13 protein-coding genes and 2 pseudogenes are annotated in these 16420 nt (G+C 53.7%); 8 read left to right on the top strand and 7 right to left on the bottom strand.

From position 1 onward, the window contains the following. Nucleotides 1–240 precede the first annotated feature (240 nt). The gene (locus EOK75_RS15990; protein WP_137195058.1) at nt 241–1425 is read left to right on the top strand and encodes a Hint domain-containing protein; all 1185 of its coding nucleotides are present in this window, start codon (nt 241–243) and stop codon (nt 1423–1425) included. A gap of 69 nt (nt 1426–1494) precedes the next feature. On the opposite strand, the pseudogene EOK75_RS15985 reads toward EOK75_RS15990, so the two are convergent. From EOK75_RS15985 to EOK75_RS15960, 6 genes and pseudogenes are all read right to left on the bottom strand, one after another. Then, nucleotides 1495–1968: pseudogene (locus EOK75_RS15985) on the bottom strand (IS30 family transposase); the annotation flags it as partial. Between the two features lies 1 nt (nt 1969). Then, nucleotides 1970–2719 (bottom strand): annotated as a pseudogene (locus tag EOK75_RS15980) (acetolactate synthase large subunit); the annotation flags it as partial. Nucleotides 2720–3221: 502 nt separating this feature from the next. After that, a complete protein-coding gene (locus tag EOK75_RS15975; RefSeq protein WP_137195056.1) occupies nt 3222–3899 on the bottom strand; it encodes a class II aldolase/adducin family protein in 678 nt (225 codons plus the stop codon). A gap of 206 nt (nt 3900–4105) precedes the next feature. Continuing rightward, nucleotides 4106–5311 (bottom strand): CaiB/BaiF CoA transferase family protein, encoded by a 1206-nt coding sequence (locus EOK75_RS15970; RefSeq protein ID WP_137195055.1) that lies wholly within the window; start codon nt 5309–5311, stop codon nt 4106–4108. Between the two features lie 18 nt (nt 5312–5329). After that, nucleotides 5330–6091, bottom strand: coding sequence for a CoA-transferase (locus EOK75_RS15965; RefSeq protein ID WP_137195054.1), 762 nt, complete (start codon nt 6089–6091; stop codon nt 5330–5332). Further along, entirely contained in the window at nt 6088–6897 is an 810-nt protein-coding gene (locus tag EOK75_RS15960; protein ID WP_137195053.1) for a CoA transferase subunit A, read from the bottom strand. Before EOK75_RS15960 ends, EOK75_RS15965 begins: the two co-directional genes overlap by 4 nt. Before the next feature lie 509 nt (nt 6898–7406). Here EOK75_RS15960 and EOK75_RS15955 point away from each other — a divergent pair. From EOK75_RS15955 to EOK75_RS15930, 6 genes are read left to right on the top strand one after another with little or no spacing between them, the layout of a single operon-like run. Beyond that, nucleotides 7407–8162 (top strand): IclR family transcriptional regulator, encoded by a 756-nt coding sequence (locus tag EOK75_RS15955; protein ID WP_137195052.1) that lies wholly within the window; start codon nt 7407–7409, stop codon nt 8160–8162. Nucleotides 8163–8193: 31 nt separating this feature from the next. Beyond that, nucleotides 8194–9630: an NAD-dependent succinate-semialdehyde dehydrogenase gene (locus EOK75_RS15950; protein WP_137195830.1), complete on the top strand. Its 1437-nt coding sequence runs from the start codon at nt 8194–8196 to the stop codon at nt 9628–9630. A gap of 49 nt (nt 9631–9679) precedes the next feature. Beyond that, nucleotides 9680–10267, top strand: coding sequence for a TRAP transporter small permease (locus EOK75_RS15945; protein WP_137195051.1), 588 nt, complete (start codon nt 9680–9682; stop codon nt 10265–10267). Next, on the top strand, nt 10264–11526 hold the full coding sequence (locus tag EOK75_RS15940; RefSeq protein WP_137195050.1) for a TRAP transporter large permease: 1263 nt from the start codon (nt 10264–10266) through the stop codon (nt 11524–11526). The genes EOK75_RS15945 and EOK75_RS15940 overlap by 4 nt, the downstream gene beginning before the upstream one ends. A gap of 17 nt (nt 11527–11543) precedes the next feature. After that, on the top strand, nt 11544–13091 hold the full coding sequence (locus EOK75_RS15935; RefSeq protein ID WP_137195049.1) for an acetolactate synthase large subunit: 1548 nt from the start codon (nt 11544–11546) through the stop codon (nt 13089–13091). Between the two features lie 37 nt (nt 13092–13128). Then, nucleotides 13129–14148 (top strand): TRAP transporter substrate-binding protein, encoded by a 1020-nt coding sequence (locus tag EOK75_RS15930; protein WP_137195048.1) that lies wholly within the window; start codon nt 13129–13131, stop codon nt 14146–14148. A gap of 84 nt (nt 14149–14232) precedes the next feature. Here the strand turns inward: EOK75_RS15930 and mtnK are convergent, their stop codons facing one another. Beyond that, nucleotides 14233–15534, bottom strand: a complete 1302-nt coding sequence (mtnK, locus tag EOK75_RS15925; protein ID WP_205965525.1) for an S-methyl-5-thioribose kinase — start codon at nt 15532–15534, stop codon at nt 14233–14235. A 543-nt stretch (nt 15535–16077) separates the two neighbouring features. Between mtnK and EOK75_RS15920 the strand changes: the two genes are divergently transcribed. Then, the gene (locus EOK75_RS15920) at nt 16078–16386 is read left to right on the top strand and encodes a hypothetical protein (RefSeq protein ID WP_137195046.1); all 309 of its coding nucleotides are present in this window, start codon (nt 16078–16080) and stop codon (nt 16384–16386) included. Nucleotides 16387–16420: the final 34 nt, after the last annotated feature.

Here is a 16420-nt window from a genome sequence, read left to right as displayed (position 1 = left end):
ATGTCCAGCTCCCTCGCCGGATAATCCAGGTTCACTCCCTACAGCGGCCATTCTTCGCCCCGCACCTCTCGGGCGTTCTACTTCCCCGGACCCAGCTCTCCCTTCAACCGTGCTAACGATTTCATTTTCGAATCTTTAGCTCGTACTGCGTAAAATTGAGGCCATTTGGTGCCTCGGCTTCATTCTTCCTTCTTGCTTAAGCCGTACCAAGGGATTCACACGACGCAAAAGGACTGCCCGATGCCCACATACTCATTCATCGGCTATTCGACTGACTCGTTGGTCTACGATTCTGTTAATAATTCGTGGTCGCTTCGGCCGGACTACGACCAAGACCTGCATAGGGTTCAGTTTTCCATAAGCGACGATGACGCCTATATGGGCGGGGACAACTTCGATGACGAAACCGGCAACGACGCCAACCAGTTTGCAACAGTCACGGATATGAATGGCTCGCCCGTCGCAAGCGGGCAGGTCTATGCCGAAGAATTTTACGCCGTTTCCAACTCAGCGACGGGGCCGATCTGGATCGAAAAAGTGGAGATAGCAGGCAAGCATGTCGGTTACCTGGTCAGCGCGCCTCTGGATCCCAGTCTGACTTATTCCCAAACAACTAAGATGGACTCGGAGGATAATGCGCCAGACAGTGATGCTCCACAGGGCAATACGCCATCCTATGCCTCGCTTGCGGACGTTCCTCCGTGTTATGCACCAGGAACTTTAATCGACACACCTGACGGTCCGCGAGCAGTTGAAGCGCTTGAGCCCGGAGATATGGTCATTACCCGCGACCACGGTCCTCAGCCAATCCGCTGGACTCACCAAGGCGAGCACTCGTTGGACGACGCCGAAGTTAATGAAAAACCAGTCCAAATCAAGGCTGGCTCCCTCGGGTACGGTCTTCCGTCCCATGACTTGATCGTATCGCCGCAACACCGCATCCTTGTCGGCGGGGTCGGACAGTTGCATCAGGTCTTTGCCACCGAGGCGTTTGCGCCCGCGAAATCGCTGACAAGTGTGCAGGGCATCCGCCACATGCAGAGCAAGGCCAAAATAACATGGGTTCATTTCGCCTGCGACCGCCATGAAGTTGTAACCGCCAACGGCTGTTTGTCGGAATCCCTACTGCTCGGGCCTATGGTCTTGAACGGATTGCAAACCGTCGAACGTAACGCGCTGATCGATATCTACGGACCTGCGCTGACGCCAGACGTGGCCCTGAATGGCCCACCTGCACGGGAATGTCTGACCGTTGGCGCAGTCAAACGCCGCATTTTCGAACACTTCAAGGAAAAGGGAAAACTCATCGCCAAGGAAATCAAGAAATGGAACGTGGATGCAGCGTTGGAGAAATATGAGGTCGAGCAGATGCGCTTGGCGAAATCGTCAGTTCAATCCAATACGAATACAATCCTCGTCGCGTAGGCTTCGCATCGGCGCGTCAAAGAGGGCTTTAGCTGCGCTACAGAATAATGGTAAGTTTGGGCGGTGATCTCAACCGGTCGATGCAACACACTGTGCGAACTTCTCTGCTGGCGTTTGATATTGCAAGGTCTTGCGAGGTCGTTCGTTGAGTTGCCTTGCGATAGCGCTGAGTTTTGCTTGGGAATGGACGTACAGGTCGGTTCCGTGTGGTAAATACTGCCTCAAAAGCCGGTTGGTATTTTCGTTCGATCCGCGTTGCCACGGTGACTGAGGATCGCAAAAGTAGACATCAACATCCGTGGCCAGCGTGAAGCGCGGATGATCCGCGAGCTCTTTTCCGCGATCCCACGTGAGAGATTTGTACAACTCGCGTGGCAGGTATTGTGCCGACTTGATCAATGCCGTGATGACACTCTTGGTGCCCTTGTTCGCGACTTTCACCAGCATCACGTACCGAGAATGCCGCTCAACAAGCGTCGCGACATAGCTGTTCTTGGATCCGCCAATAAGGTCCCCTTCCCAGTGCCCCGGTACGGCACGATCGTACGCGCTCTATCGCAACACGCCCCGCGCCTCGCTGTATCCTGGCGTTCGATTGTTGAGCCATCAACCGCGCACCGGTCTTGGCAGCAATCTGGTCCAACAACTCCATCTGCGGGGCGCGCAGGGCCAGACCCGTGACCAAAATAGTCGTGCGCTTGCCTGCACGCAAAGCATCGGCCGCGTCCCTGATGCGTTCTGCGTCGGGGGCTTGCGGCACATGTGGCGAAAGCGGCGCAGGCTTGGCCATCGAGGTTTCCGTCCACGCTGCATCGGCATGAAGGATAAGTGTGGCAATCTGGCCGGAGTTGGCGCGGGCGGCCTTAATAGCCTCTTGTGTCTTTGTGCCAACTGTATCCGATGTCGCGGCCCGACCCACCCATTGCGACATGGGCCAAGCGAGAGAGTCAATGTCGGAGGTCAGCGGCGCGTCATGCATCAGATGATAGGTTGCGTGGTCTCCCACCACGTTGATTATCTGAGTATGTGCGCGCCGGGCGTTGTGGAGGTTTTCCAACCCGTTCGCCAGCCCCGGCCCTAGATGCAACAGGGTCGCCGCCGGTTTGTCGGCCATTCGGGCATATCCATCGGCGGCCCCGGTGAGCACACCTTCGAACAGGCCAAGGATACAGCGCATCCTGGGCTGGCGATCTAGTGCCGCTACAAAATGCATCTCGGAGGTACCAGGGTTGGCGAAGCAAACGTCGACGTCATTCGCGAGCAATGTTTCACAAAGTAGATCGGCACCGTTCATCTGTGTTGGTCCTTTATCAATAAAGTTGCTTGGTGGCGAGCAGTCGAAAGAACGCCCCAGCCCGTCGCAGCCGCGCCTAACAGCCGGGAGAATATGTCTGATTTGGTTCTTGAATAGGCGGCTATCCCCGCACTATGCGGTACAACAGCATTATCTGGCGTTGTGATGCTGTAACGCGCAAAGACGTTTTCATCCGCCTCCCGCCTCCCGCCTCCCGCCGCCCCAGTCCGGCATAATGGCTTGTTGTTCGCCGTACCTCTGCGTGCAAAACCTTCGTAAGAAAGCCTGCGAAATCCACATTGCTAACCAACTCTGGCACCCCGGATAAAGGACTCAGTATATTGTGGCTGGCCGCAAAGTCCTTCTCTCGATGGAAAGTATCGCGCGGCGGCGCGCTGTTGTCGCGGTGTGTGGCTGCCACTATTATTACGAAACCGTTAAAGGAAGTAGCCTCGACAGCAGTCGTGTCGGAAACTAGGGAAAGAAACACCGCGTCCATATGTTAGGATGCCTGTCGCAAGCCGGCATGCCCGGACTCGACTTGCTGGCCATAGTTCTTGAATTTGACCAAAACATCAGCGACCTGAGACTCTGACATGATTGACGGTTCGCCAAGCGGCAGGCACATGACATACTGATGCGCCAGCTCCTCGACGGTTACGGCCAGTGAAAGCGCTCGAGCAATAGACACATGCCCAGTAATCACTCCGTGATGCGCTAGCAAGCAAGCGCGGCGCCCCTCTAGCGCCAATAGCACACTATTGGCCAGTTCCTGGGAGCCAAAAATCTCATAGGGGGCGCAGCGGATATCAGAACCGCCTGCTGAAGCAATCAGGTAGTGTATGGCCGGAATGTCGCGCCCGAGGATAGACAGTGCAGTTGCATGAGTTGAATGGGTATGCACCACCGCGTTCATGTCGGGCCGCGTTTGCAAAATGTCGCGGTGGAAGCGCCATTCACTGGATGGCATAACATCGCCCGTATAAGTCGCATCCCAACCCATCGCGACAACATGTTCCGGGGTCAGCTTGTCATAGGAAATGCCGGTAGGCGAGATCAAAAATCCGTCACCGTAGCGCACGCTGATATTTCCGGATGTGCCCTTGTTAATACCAAGGCTGTTCATACTACGGCAGGCTTCGATTAACTCGGTGCGCAGGGCCAGTTCTTTGGATGTCATAGCGTTCCTCGGTCTATTTGATTAGTTAATTAGATGGTTTGCCAAGAAAGTTTCGGCCGATATTATTCGGCATAATGGTGATTGATCGCCGCGCTGCACAGCAACAAGCGCCAGAATCCTAGTCAACGCCTTTGCAAAAAAATGCGGGTATCAGGACGCCATCGTCGAGAATGTAAATGTTTAAAGAGTTTGCCAAGGTTTTCATTCTACTTCTCTTTGGTAGTTTTCAAGTCAGTATTGCGCGAAAAACCTGGCAAAACGTCGATGTATTCGTCACCTTCCAGTGAAAGATCCTGCAAAATTTCTGCGGTATGCTCCGCAAACTGCGGCGGTGCCAACCGGTAGCTCGGCGGGGTTCTCGACAATTTGATCGGGCTGCCCGTCCCACGGTATTGGCCTATGTCTACAATCATTTCGCGGTGGGTCGTATGCGGGTCGGCCACCACCTGATCAATGCTACGTACAGACCCGCAAGGCACGCCTGCGTGGATCAGGCGGTCGACCAATTCGGTGCAGGCAAACGCCGCAAGCGCCTGCTCCAACTCCACCTTCAGCGTATCACGATGGATGTTGCGTTCTTGGTTCGACTCAAAACGTAGGTCTTTTGGCAGTTCAGGGCGGCCAATCTCGGCGCACAGCGTTGCAAACTGGCGATTGTTTCCCACAGCAAGAAAGATCGGATCGGTGCCGGTCGCAAAGGTATCATAGGGGCAAATGTTGGGATGTGCATTGCCGGTTGGACGAGCCACTTTGTCCGATAGGTAATAATTGGGCAAATGCGGATGCAGCAACGAAACGCCACAATCATACAATGTGGTTTCCACAAACTGTCCCTTGCCGCTAAGAGTGCGTTCCGCAATGGCCATCAAGATACCAATCACGGCGTTCAGACCCGTGACCATATCCACCACAGGAAGGCCAACGCGCAGCGGCTGCCCGCCGATTTCGCCATTGACGCTCATGATCCCGCAAGACGCCTGAATAGCCGCATCATAGCCGGGCAAACCACCCAGTGGGCCGTCCGCACCAAACCCCGAGACCCGACAATGGATCAGCCGGGGAAAGCGTGCAGACAACTCATCGTAGCCGATGCCCCAGCGTTCCAGCGTTCCCGTTTTGAAATTCTCAATAAAGACATCTGCCGTTTCCAGCAGCGCAAGCAACACTTCACGCCCAGCAGGCTGAGCGATGTCCAGCGCCATCCCACGTTTATTGCGATTTAGGCCAAGGAAATAGCTGGCTGTACCGTCAAGAAAGGGGGGGGCCCAGCCACGGGTTTCATCGCCTGCTGGCGGCTCTAGTTTGATAACATCGGCCCCGTGGTCGGCCAAAATCTGGCCGGCATAGGGACCGCCAAGCACACGGCTGGCGTCGATGACCTTAAGATGGGAGAGTGAACCAAAGTCAGGCATGTCGGATATTCCAGTTGATCAGAGGACGGGCAAAGCGGCGCCATCCCGGCGCATCTCGGCTGCAAAGGCGGGGTAAGTTTCTTCCAGCTCGTCCAATACCCGACCGCGCAGAAGCGCCAGCATGGCGTTGTCCGGAGTAGCGGTTACGGGCGGCGCGGCATCGTGCAAAAAGTCAAAGCCGGTGGCGGCGCGAATTTCGTCAAGATCATGGCCCGGATGCACGCTTTCAAGCGTAAATCCGGGGCGTGTTTTGTCAAATTGGAACAGACCCTTGCTAGTTAGCAATGCATAGGGGCCGCCGGTGCGGTGAATGCCCGGATCGCTAGTTCCCGGTGCGCTTATGAAATCGACTTTTTCAACAAAAACGCGCGGCGAATGCTCTTCGCGAAACAAGATCACGCGTGGCACTACAAAATAAAGATAGGCGGCGCCGAATGATCCCGGCCAGCGCACAATGGATTGAGGATAGTCGCCGACACCCACAAGGTTCACATTGGCCTGCCCGTCGATCTGGCCGCCGCCCAAAAAGAATGCGTCAATCCGCCCTTGACCGGCGCAGTCGAACAACTCGGTTGATCCATTGGTGAAAAAATTATGCTCCACCGACCCCAAAATCGAAATGCGAATTGGTGCGGCACCCACTTGCTCCTTCATTGCGCGCAGCAACATTGCGCCTGCCGCAGGCATGGGTGACGATGCCCCGACTGCGACATGGCGCACCCCTTCCAGCAGGCGTGCAATGGTGCAGATCAGTATTTCTCGCGGCAGAACTTGGCTCACTTTACAGTCTCCGCTTGCTGAGTTGCCATATAGTCAGCAAAGCCTTCCGCCGTACGCGCTGCCTTGCCATAGAGCAGCAGTTCCGGCGTGTCGGGCGCATATTCGCCCCACAATCCGTAGGGCCACGCACCTTTTGGTGCGAGAGCAATGGCAGTGACATAGAGAGCGGGCAGGGTACCTGCCGCGGTCATCTCATCCGCTAGTAACGAGCCCTCGACAATGCGTTCCACCGTCACCAGGGTGGTCGTCGAAGCATAGGCCATCGCAGCCAGTTCCCGCCGCCTGCCGATCCAGACGTTACCATGTTTGTCGGCCATCGCCGCGTGGAAAATTGCCACATCAGGTTTGATTGCTGGAATAAGGACTATTGGATCTCCACCGTCGGCAAAGGGATTGTCGATGATCCGCCAATCGGCGCGGTGATGCAGCACATCCGTGCCGATCAACCCGCGCATCGGTACAAATGGGCTGCCCTTTTGCGCTGCCATCAGTCCTGCATGAATTGCGGGACAAGTAGCACCCTTCACCAGGATCGCGCCTTCCTTAACGGCATGATTGAAGTGAGGCGCCCCGCCTGCTTCACCCAGCGACATTGCACTGGTCTCCACCGACCGCACTAGTCCGGCGCCGATGAGTTGATCAACTTGCAAGCCACCTGTCGGCACACAAACCAGGTCAAGATCGCCCGCGCCATGGTCTATCATTGGACGTGTCATCGCCATTGACACGCCTGCATAATCAACAGGCAGCGCCACGCGCATTCCAGAGGTAATGGCGCCCGCTAAAGCACGAGGATTACTTAGCATCGACTGTCTTCCTCTTTACGGCCAAAGACACAGCTTTCCTAGGTGGAACGTTTCTATACCTGTTCCATTGTATAGAACAATATCCTGTATTTTAGGATAGAGACTCTTTCCTAATCATGTCAATCACCAATCACCTGCGTTATTGCGCGAAAAAGTTGTCCTTTAACAATTGATTACGCCGCAGTGCGAAATTGACGGTGATAAGATGGAAGTTCTTGACAAGAGTTCCGAATTAATAAAGCATTCTTGGAATATCGTTCTGTATTGTGGAACGAGGTACGGGGAGGGGGCATTATGACTGATCGCTCGATTATGCACGTTGATCGTTGGGGCGGAGGCATCACTTCTTTGCTACGCGCAGAAGCACGATGGGATCGGGCAAGTATCTCAATCCGTAAAGTGATGAAATCTTAAACGGAAACGGGCGGGTCGCAGCTACTTTTATCATTAGTCAATGCACTGATGTGTGGTGAAGCAGCTGGCTAATCCTTAAGAGGAAAACGTGCAAAATGGACAAAGCTTTTATAAAAGGACTTCGTTTGATCGAAGCTTTGGCCCTTAGCGAAACTCCCCGTGGGGTGACTGATCTTGCTACAGAGTTAAATCTTACCAAAAGCAATACGCACCGTTTGCTGGCCACCTTGCAAGCCCAAGGCTATGTGCAGCAAATTCCGACCTACAGTACTTATCAGTTGACGACCCGTATCTGGGAGCTTGGCAGCCATGTGATCCACCGTATGGACCTCATTCAAGTGGCGCGGCCAGCGATGATTAAACTGGCGGAGCAGACCGGCGAGACTGTGCATCTTTCGCTTTTGGAAGATACGGACGTGGTTTATGTCGACAAGATCGAAAGCACGCATCACATTCGCGCCCACACCAGAGTCGGCGCACGCGCCCCAGCCTTTGCGGTGGCCACTGGCAAGGCCATGCTCTGCCATAAACCCGACAGCTATCTGGAACGATTCACCCCGCATTTCCAGCGATATACCGAAACAACCCTCACAACGCTGGCAGAGCTGCGCGCAGATATTTCTACCGCCCGCGCGCAGGGGTACTCTTCTGTTTTGTTAGGTGAATGGCGTGACGGAGTGGCCGCCTGCGCCTGCGTCATTCTTGGCCGCTCAGATGAACTGGTCGGTGCCATTGGCATGTCTGGCCCGGATTCACGAATCAAGCGTAAGCAGTTGAAAGAATGTTCCATCTATGTGGTTGACGCTGCTCACAGTATCTCCGTCGCCCTTGGCAATACGTCCCGGGGATAATCCCCGTACCCCTCTGAAAGCAGGCCACACGATGACTTATCCCAACACTCAACTACTGATCGCTGGCGTCTGGCGTAATGGCTCAGATAACGCCAAAATCGACGTGAGAAACCCCGCTACTGGCGATGTGATTGGTGTAGTGGCCCATGCCACCCTAGCTGATCTGGATGAAGCACTTGCCGCAGCTGATGCCGGTTTGCGGATTTGGGACGTGATGGGCGCGTTCGACCGGTACAAGATTATGCGCCGTGCAGCCGACTTGCTACGCGACCGCGCTGACCGTGTAGCAGCTATGATGACAAACGAACAGGGCAAGCCACTGGCTGAAGCGCGGGCCGAAGTGATCAACAGTGCAGACATCATCGACTGGTTCGCCGAAGAAGGCCGCCGTGCCTATGGCCAGATCATTCCAGCCCGCCACAGTAACGTGATGCAGATGGCAATCAAACTACCTGTCGGCGTGGTCGCGGCGTTTACGCCTTGGAACTTTCCGATCAATCAGGTGGTACGCAAATTGTCCGCCGCCCTTGGGGCAGGCTGTTCGATCATCGTCAAAGCCCCAGAGGAAACCCCAGCTGCCCCCTCCGAACTTATCCGCGCTTTCGTTGACGCAGGCGTCCCATCAGGTGTTATCAATCTGGTTTACGGGGTTCCGTCCGAAATCTCTGAATACCTTATCGCACAACCAGTGATACGTAAAATCTCGTTCACTGGCTCAACGCCTGTTGGCAAACACTTGGCCGCCCTTGCGGGTAAACACATGAAGCGCGCCACTATGGAGTTGGGCGGACACGCCCCCGCATTGGTGTTCGATGATGCCGATATTTCCCAAGCGATCAAATTACTGTCCACTGCCAAATTTCGCAATGCCGGACAGGTCTGCATATCGCCAACCCGCATTCTGGTTCAGGACGGCGTCTATGAACAGGTACTGGACGGCATCACCCGTTTTGCAAAAGCAGTTAAGGTCGGCGATGGCATGGCGAGTGACACACAAATGGGCCCACTTGCAAATGAACGTCGGTTGCTGGCGCTTGAAGAATTGATCGAGGACGCTGTGGCGCAAGGTGCAGTTTTGTGTGCAGGGGGCAAGCGCATCGGTAATAAAGGCTACTTCTATGAACCGACAGTGCTTTCCGATGTGCCGCTTTCGGCGCGGATTATGAACGAAGAACCGTTCGGCCCTGTCGCCATCGTGAATCGTTTTACCAATATTGATGGGGCGATTGCAGAGGCGAACCGCTTGCCCTTCGGCCTGGCCTCTTACGCCTTTACCGGGTCTGCTAAAGCAATCCATGCCATTGGTATCGGGATAGACGCCGGCATGACCACGATAAACCACATTGGTCTTGGCATGCCCGAAGTGCCCTTCGGCGGGGTGCGTGATTCCGGCTATGGAACTGAAGGCGGATCAGAGGCTATCGAGGCTTATTTGATCACTAAATTCGTGACCCAGATGACAGCTTAGCTTTTGATATGGCCGACTGCGCAGGCCAAGTGGCGCGCAAATGGAATAGGTGCTGATTGGTATTGGCACATTTGAACAACACTTAAGCGAATGTGAGGTTACCTTGACCCAACCCCTAAATCCCAGAAAACAAGATCTAGCCGTTCTACGCGGGATTTATAAATCCCTGATCTTAGCTGAAACGATCATATGTTACGGAACATTTGCACTAGGTACCATCGCGCTAATAATTGATATTTTTGGACGCGAATTTTTGGGAAATGGCGTGTTCGGCGCGCAGCGGTTTGCCGTATATTGCATGGCGCTGGCGGGGATGATGGGCTTTTCTTATGTCATTAGCGAAGGTGGGCATCTGCGCCCCTCGGCAGTAGACCGCATGTTTCCTGAAGGTTGGCACGCCGCGATGGCGCGTTTTGGCGACCTGCTCTCGGCACTGCTTTGTGTATTGCTTGCTTGGGCCGCGTTCACTTTCGTATCCAGCACTTACCAGATCGGTGAACGTGACATGACCCTTCCGCTGGACCTTTGGACGATCCAAACCGTGCTCATTCTTGCGTTTGTCTTTGCCGCCACGAAGTTTATGATTTTCTTTATTGCGCCCGCCTTACGGCCCAACGATAACGGAGAAGCGATGTGACTGGGATCTTGATCGCAGTCGGCGCGCTGCTGCTCGTGCTTTTGCGCCAACCAATGGTTTTGGTTTTGGCCTTTGCTGTTATCTGCATGCACGAATTCGTTGCGCGCAATTCCTCAATCGACTTTTTCATTCAAGACTTGTGGTTTACCATCGACAGCGACGTTTTGTTGCCGATCCCGATGTTCATCCTTGCGGGTAATATAATGAGCAAAGGGCAAATCGCGCAGCGGCTAATCGATATTATGGTCGAACTTACGGCCAATTTGCGTGGTGGGCTTGCGGTTGCGGCGGTGCTGGCTTGCGCAGTCTTCGCCGCGATTTCCGGCTCTTCCATTGTCACACTCGCCGCTATTGGGTCGATCATGTATCCTGCATTGCTGAGGGAGGGGTATTCACGTCCCTTTTCCTTGGGACTTTTGTGTACGGGGGGGACACTCGGCATCCTCATCCCGCCATCCATTCCCATGATGCTGTATGGAATTATCACCGATACATCGATCGTTAATCTTTTCATGGGCGGCGTTGGGCCCGGAATATTGATGGTGATGACGATCTCCGTATATTGCGTTGTCGTCGCGCCGATCCCATCAAAAGGCAACTTTTCGGGGGCACGACTGCTCACCAGTCTGCGACGTGGCGGGCCTGCGCTACTACTGCCGATCATCTTGCTAGGCGGGATCTACAGCGGCTACTTTACCGCGACAGAAGCCGCCGTCGTTTCACTAGTCTATGCGCTTTTGATTGAGGGATTGATTTACCGCGACCTTCACTTAAAAGACGTGGGCGCAATGCTGGGAGAGACCATCCGGCTTTTCGGCACATTGCTGCCGCTTTTGGCGCTGGCAGGCAGTTTCAACACTATCCTTGATTATGAGGGTGTACCTCGGATGCTGGTCGAATGGATGAGCCATTGGATCACCAATCCGATAACAGCTGGCTTGACGATGAACGTGATCTTGCTTTTGGCTGGATGTTTCATGGATGTCGGATCGGCTATCTTGATCCTGTCGCCACTACTGTTGCCGCTGATGGTATCGCAAGGTTTTGACCCGGTTCATGTTGGGGTCATTACTACAGTTAACCTTGAGATCGGCTATATTACCCCACCCGTTGGCATCAATCTTTTCATCGCGATGGGGGTCTTCCGCGAAAGTTTTGCGACAATTGTGCGCGGGGTCTGGCCCTTTGTAGGTTTGATGATCATTCCGCTACTTATCATCACCTTTGTACCTTGGATCGTACATGTTTTTGTACCTTGAAGAATGGATAAAATTCTATGAACGGCGCTGATGCTCTTTGTGAAACCCTGCTGGCGCATGGGATCGACACCTGCTTTGCCAATCCCGGCACGTCAGAAATGCATTTTGTTTCGGCGCTGGACCGGCAACCGCGCATGCGCTGCGTATTGGGACTGTTTGAAGGTGTCGTGACCGGTGCCGCAGATGGCTATGCGCGTATGGCCGACAAGCCGGCAGCAACGCTGCTGCATCTGGGCTCGGGTCTGGGCAATGGGCTGGCAAACCTTCACAATGCAAGGCGCGCCAACACGCCAATGGTCAATATCGTCGGGGATCACGCAACGGATCATTTGCAATATGATGCGCCGTTGACCAGTGATATCGCGGCTATCGCAGGCGCGGTTTCACATTGGGTGCGCAGCACTGCTGGCCCAGATCAAGTGTCGCACGACGCCAGAGATGCCATTGCCGCCGCATGGTCGCCACCGGGCCAAATTGCCACACTGATTTTGCCCGCTGATGCCGCTTGGGGCGAAACCAATCGGGTAGTGGCGCCAGCCACGCGTGCCTCACGCGCGGCACCTGACGAAGCGGCTGTGCGCGCAGTTGCCGAAGCAATCCGCAGCGGCAAAAAAACGACGCTGTTGTTGGGTGATGTAGCTTTGCGTGGCAAGGCTCTGCAAACGGCGGGTCGCATAGCCAAAGCAACGGGCGTGCGTCTTTTGGCGCAACAGGCAAACAAGCGATTGGAACGTGGCAGAGGGCGTGTGCCGCTTGATCGGGTGCAATACCGTGTCGCGGATGCAATTGCGCAGTTCGCGGATACCGAGGTTCTGGCACTGGTTGGTGCCCAGTCACCCGTCGCCTTTTTCGCCTATCCAGATATGCCCAGCACGCCGATTGGTGCGCACACTGAGGTGCTGCAACTTGCAGGTGGCGAAGCGGATCTGTGTCAAGCTCTCCAACAGCTAGCGGGCGAGCTCAGGATTCCACGCGATGTTGTGCCCGATGTTGCGCCAGTATGGTCTGATGGGCTTCCTCGGGGCGACCTTACAGTCGACAAACTGGCGGTGGCGGTTGCCGCTCTGCTGCCGGAGCACGCGATCATTGTAGATGAAGGGATAACCGCGGGACGTGCGATTTATTCCGCTACACAATCGGCTGCACCGCATGATTACCTACAACTAACCGGCGGCGCAATTGGTAGCGGTTTGCCCATGGCTACCGGGGCGGGTCTGGCTTGCCCTGACCGTAAGGTTGTATCGGTACAAGCAGACGGCAGTGGTATGTATACGTTGCAAGCCCTTTGGACGCAGGCTCGCGAAAAGTTAGATGTGGTGACAATCATCCTTGCGAACCGCCGCTATGCGATTTTGCACGGTGAATTAAAGAATGTAGGGGCTAACAAAGCAGGCGCGAACGCTTCGTTGATGCTTGATCTTGATCGTCCCGAACTTGACTGGTGTGCCTTCGCCAAAGGTGCCGGTGTCGAAGCCGCCCGTGCCACGACCGCTGAAGAATTGTGCGATCTGCTGACTGCCGCCTGTGCCAAACGCGGACCGTTTCTGATCGAAGCGATGCTGTGAAAACTTTAAAATTACGATAAAATGGAGGAGAAAACTGATGAATAGACTTTTAAGGAACGTTTCAGCCTTAAGCTTGGCCGCGCTGATGTCCATGCCCGTCTCGGTACAAGCCGAAGAGGTAATCCGGATTGCAGGATCGCTGCGCCCTGGCTCAATGATGCATGGTATCATCCAAACATTCATTGATAATTTCAACTCGAAATCGGGCGACGATTACAAGGTTGAGTATCAATTAGTTGGAAATGATCAGGAAATGACGCAGCAGGTCATCCGTGGCCGATTGGAGATTGGCACAACTGGTCTTGCTGGTGCGGCGGTATCCATCCCACCGGGTGCGGTGCTGTCGATGCCCTATCTGTGGAACAACGATGCGCAACGGCGTTGGGCCACTGATAATGTGGTACTTCCGGTGCTAAAGGATATTTTTACTGAGAACGGACTTGTAGTTATTGGCATGGGCGATGCCGGGTGGTCCAACATGTTTTGCAAGGAAAGTTGCTCAACTCCTGAAGATATCGCAGGCAAGCGGTTCCGCATTCCGCCAGCTGCTTCGGCGCGTGCATTCTGGGAAAAAGTTGGCGTAAACGGCGTTCAACTCTCTCTCCCTGATTTCTTTACTGGATTGGAGCAGGGCATGGTTGAAGGTGGTGATCTTCCGCTGACATTCTTTGTCACTACGCCTGCCGCACAATATGCAAAGACCTATGTGACAACCAACCAGTACCATCACGAACAGATCTTTTTCATCAACAAAAGCTACTTTGAAGGTCTTCCGGAAAATATTCAGGAACTTCTGATCACCGCCATGCCATCGACTGATGAAATGCGGCGGCGGCAGGATGAAGACGAAGTGCTTCAGGCAGCCAAATTCGAAGCAGCTGGTGGCAAATATATCTTACTGTCGGAGGATCAGAAAAAAGTTTGGGCTGATAAGGTAGGCGATACACATGAGGCGCTGCTGACAAACCTGCCTGAAGGGGCCACGCGCATTTATGAGGCGGTTCAGGAAGGCAAGCGGCAATTCGCCGAGCAGCCAGAAGCAAGTGCAAAACCGTAATACATACCGTAATAAAAAATGCGCGCCGGGGTTCAGCCACGGCGCGTTTTTTTTACTATAGGGCAGGGTGAAAATACCTCAAATTTATACGGTGCAAGCAGCACGAGCCTGCGCGGTCATCTGGCCGATAGCGTTAATATTTTCCTCACTGCGCAACAAATTGTACGCGAATTGAAATGCCTGCGCCTCGTGCCGGGCACGCAAATCGTCATCTTTTATCGCATCAAATTCAGGAACATGGGCACGTCCTATTAGGCGGCGCACAACCTCCACCGCAGCATAACCAACTGCATCATCCAGGACGCGCGCGAGGTAGCTGTGCAGAAATGCATCAGTTGCACCTGACAACACAGGTGCGGCAAAGTTGGCGTAAGCAAAGACTCCGCCATCGCGATTTTTCTGCCAATGAGTTGCAAATTTCTGCACAAACCCTTCCCACAACGTTTCGATTGTATTCAGTATGTTTTCACGCTGTGCATCGCTGCCACCATGGGCTGGCAAGATGAAGAAACCTAAAAGCAAATTGCCAATCATCATGCCGATATCAAAGCCCATTGGCCCGAAAACCGCGAATTCTGGGTCGATCACAAAAGTTTCGTCCGAGGTGGCCATGATTGAGCCCGTGTGCAGATCGCCATGTAGCAAGGCGTCTGTGCGGGTAAGAAAATCCAGTTTCAGTTGCTCTACCCGCATGCGGACAATTGGGTCAGATTGGATGCGAACGACTGCTGCATCAAGTTGGGGACGCGTCCACCTGTTGTCATCAGAACCGACAAAAGCATCCGTAAACACCAACCTTTCGGTTATCTCGCACAGTTCCACATTGCGCGAAAATTCGGCAACCAATTGTCGCTTGTCGCTTGGCTTCAGCGCAAAATCGGACGTGTTGAACAAACAATTCGCGAGATAGGTGGAGATATGGTCGGCAAAGTCAGGATATTCCTGACCCGCCATCAACCCTTTGCGCAGGATCTCATGCGGAGTGATAAACTCCATCGCAAGCATAGAGGCATCGGCGTCGTAAGTATAAACGGTTGGGACATGCAGCGGCGCAAGTTCGCGAAACAGGCGAAGCGCACGTGCCTCAAAGCCAAGCCGGTCGCGAGTAAGAGCCCGAGTGCCGCGTGAAATCCGTGACCATGAAGGCGCATGTTTAATCGCCATTTGCACCTTTGGCGTCCGGACGTGAAAGATAAAATTCAAGTTGCCGTCGCCGATCTCACTAATCTCTGCTACGTCGAGATCTGCGCCAAAATGCACCAGCAAATCGGGTTGGGCGGCTATATGGCCACGAAGGCCTTCAGAGTTGGAAACTCCATTATTATCCTGAGGTGAGAACTGCGTCATAATATCCCTATAAGTGCGTTCAAAAGCGATCCACAGCAAGTCAGACAACTTTTTATTGGCTTAAAATCATTATCATGGTCGGCACTTTCCAAGTCAATGTGCTGGTAGAGAGCGTGATGGTAAAGTTATCACTAAAGGGTCAATTATTAACGAGAATTCAGCCGTTGATCTTTTAAGCATTCAGATTTGTTAGAAATTAGAGCGTGAAAGCAATGAATTGCGACACCGCTGGAGAACTGTTGATACGTCTATCGGCCCTGCTGCAAAAAATTCAGCTTCAGATCGGATTTTTCTTACCTTGAACCGACTCATCCCGCGGCATCCGTTGCCTGTCAATTGTTTGCTAAAAAACAACGAGAAGGACTCGCTCACAGAGCAACTTGAAGTATCGCGTTTTTGTTTTGAGCAAACTTCGTCGATGATACCCGCTCCAACCATTGTCCGGCTGGCGCATCCTTAGGATAGCGCGGAGAGGGGACACTAAATTGCGTGGCCGAGACTGCGCGTTGAGCGAAAAATTTCGGTTCTGGCCTTTACGCTAAGTGTGTTTTCCATTCGTATCCGTGCGTTTTACGCGAGTTGATGACAGCACATCTCCAACTCGATCTCCGTCGGGTAGCGATTTGCCGTGTTGCTTTTCGTCAGGAACATCATCCATATTTAAGACAATGGTCTCAGGCAAACTGCTACGGTTCAGTGGCAAAGATCATCGTAGCTTTTCTTGGCCAGCTGGATGCGGAAGACAAAATGGTCTGGGGCATGATGAGCGGCGTGCAGAATGGTCTTGCCAAAAGCGACATCACCTACGAACATGGATATCTGTGGATTGAAGGCAAAACTTGGCAAGAATATCAGCAATTTACTTTGATTCAGATGAGATTGGCCTTATGATGGAATCATCGGAGTTTATGATAAATTCCATGAA

Source organism: Pseudorhodobacter turbinis (assembly GCF_005234135.1).
GTDB classification, from domain to species: domain Bacteria; phylum Pseudomonadota; class Alphaproteobacteria; order Rhodobacterales; family Rhodobacteraceae; genus Pseudorhodobacter; species Pseudorhodobacter turbinis.
The sequence above is the reverse complement of the archived record's forward strand: the minus strand, read 5'-3'. Positions and strand labels throughout refer to the sequence as shown.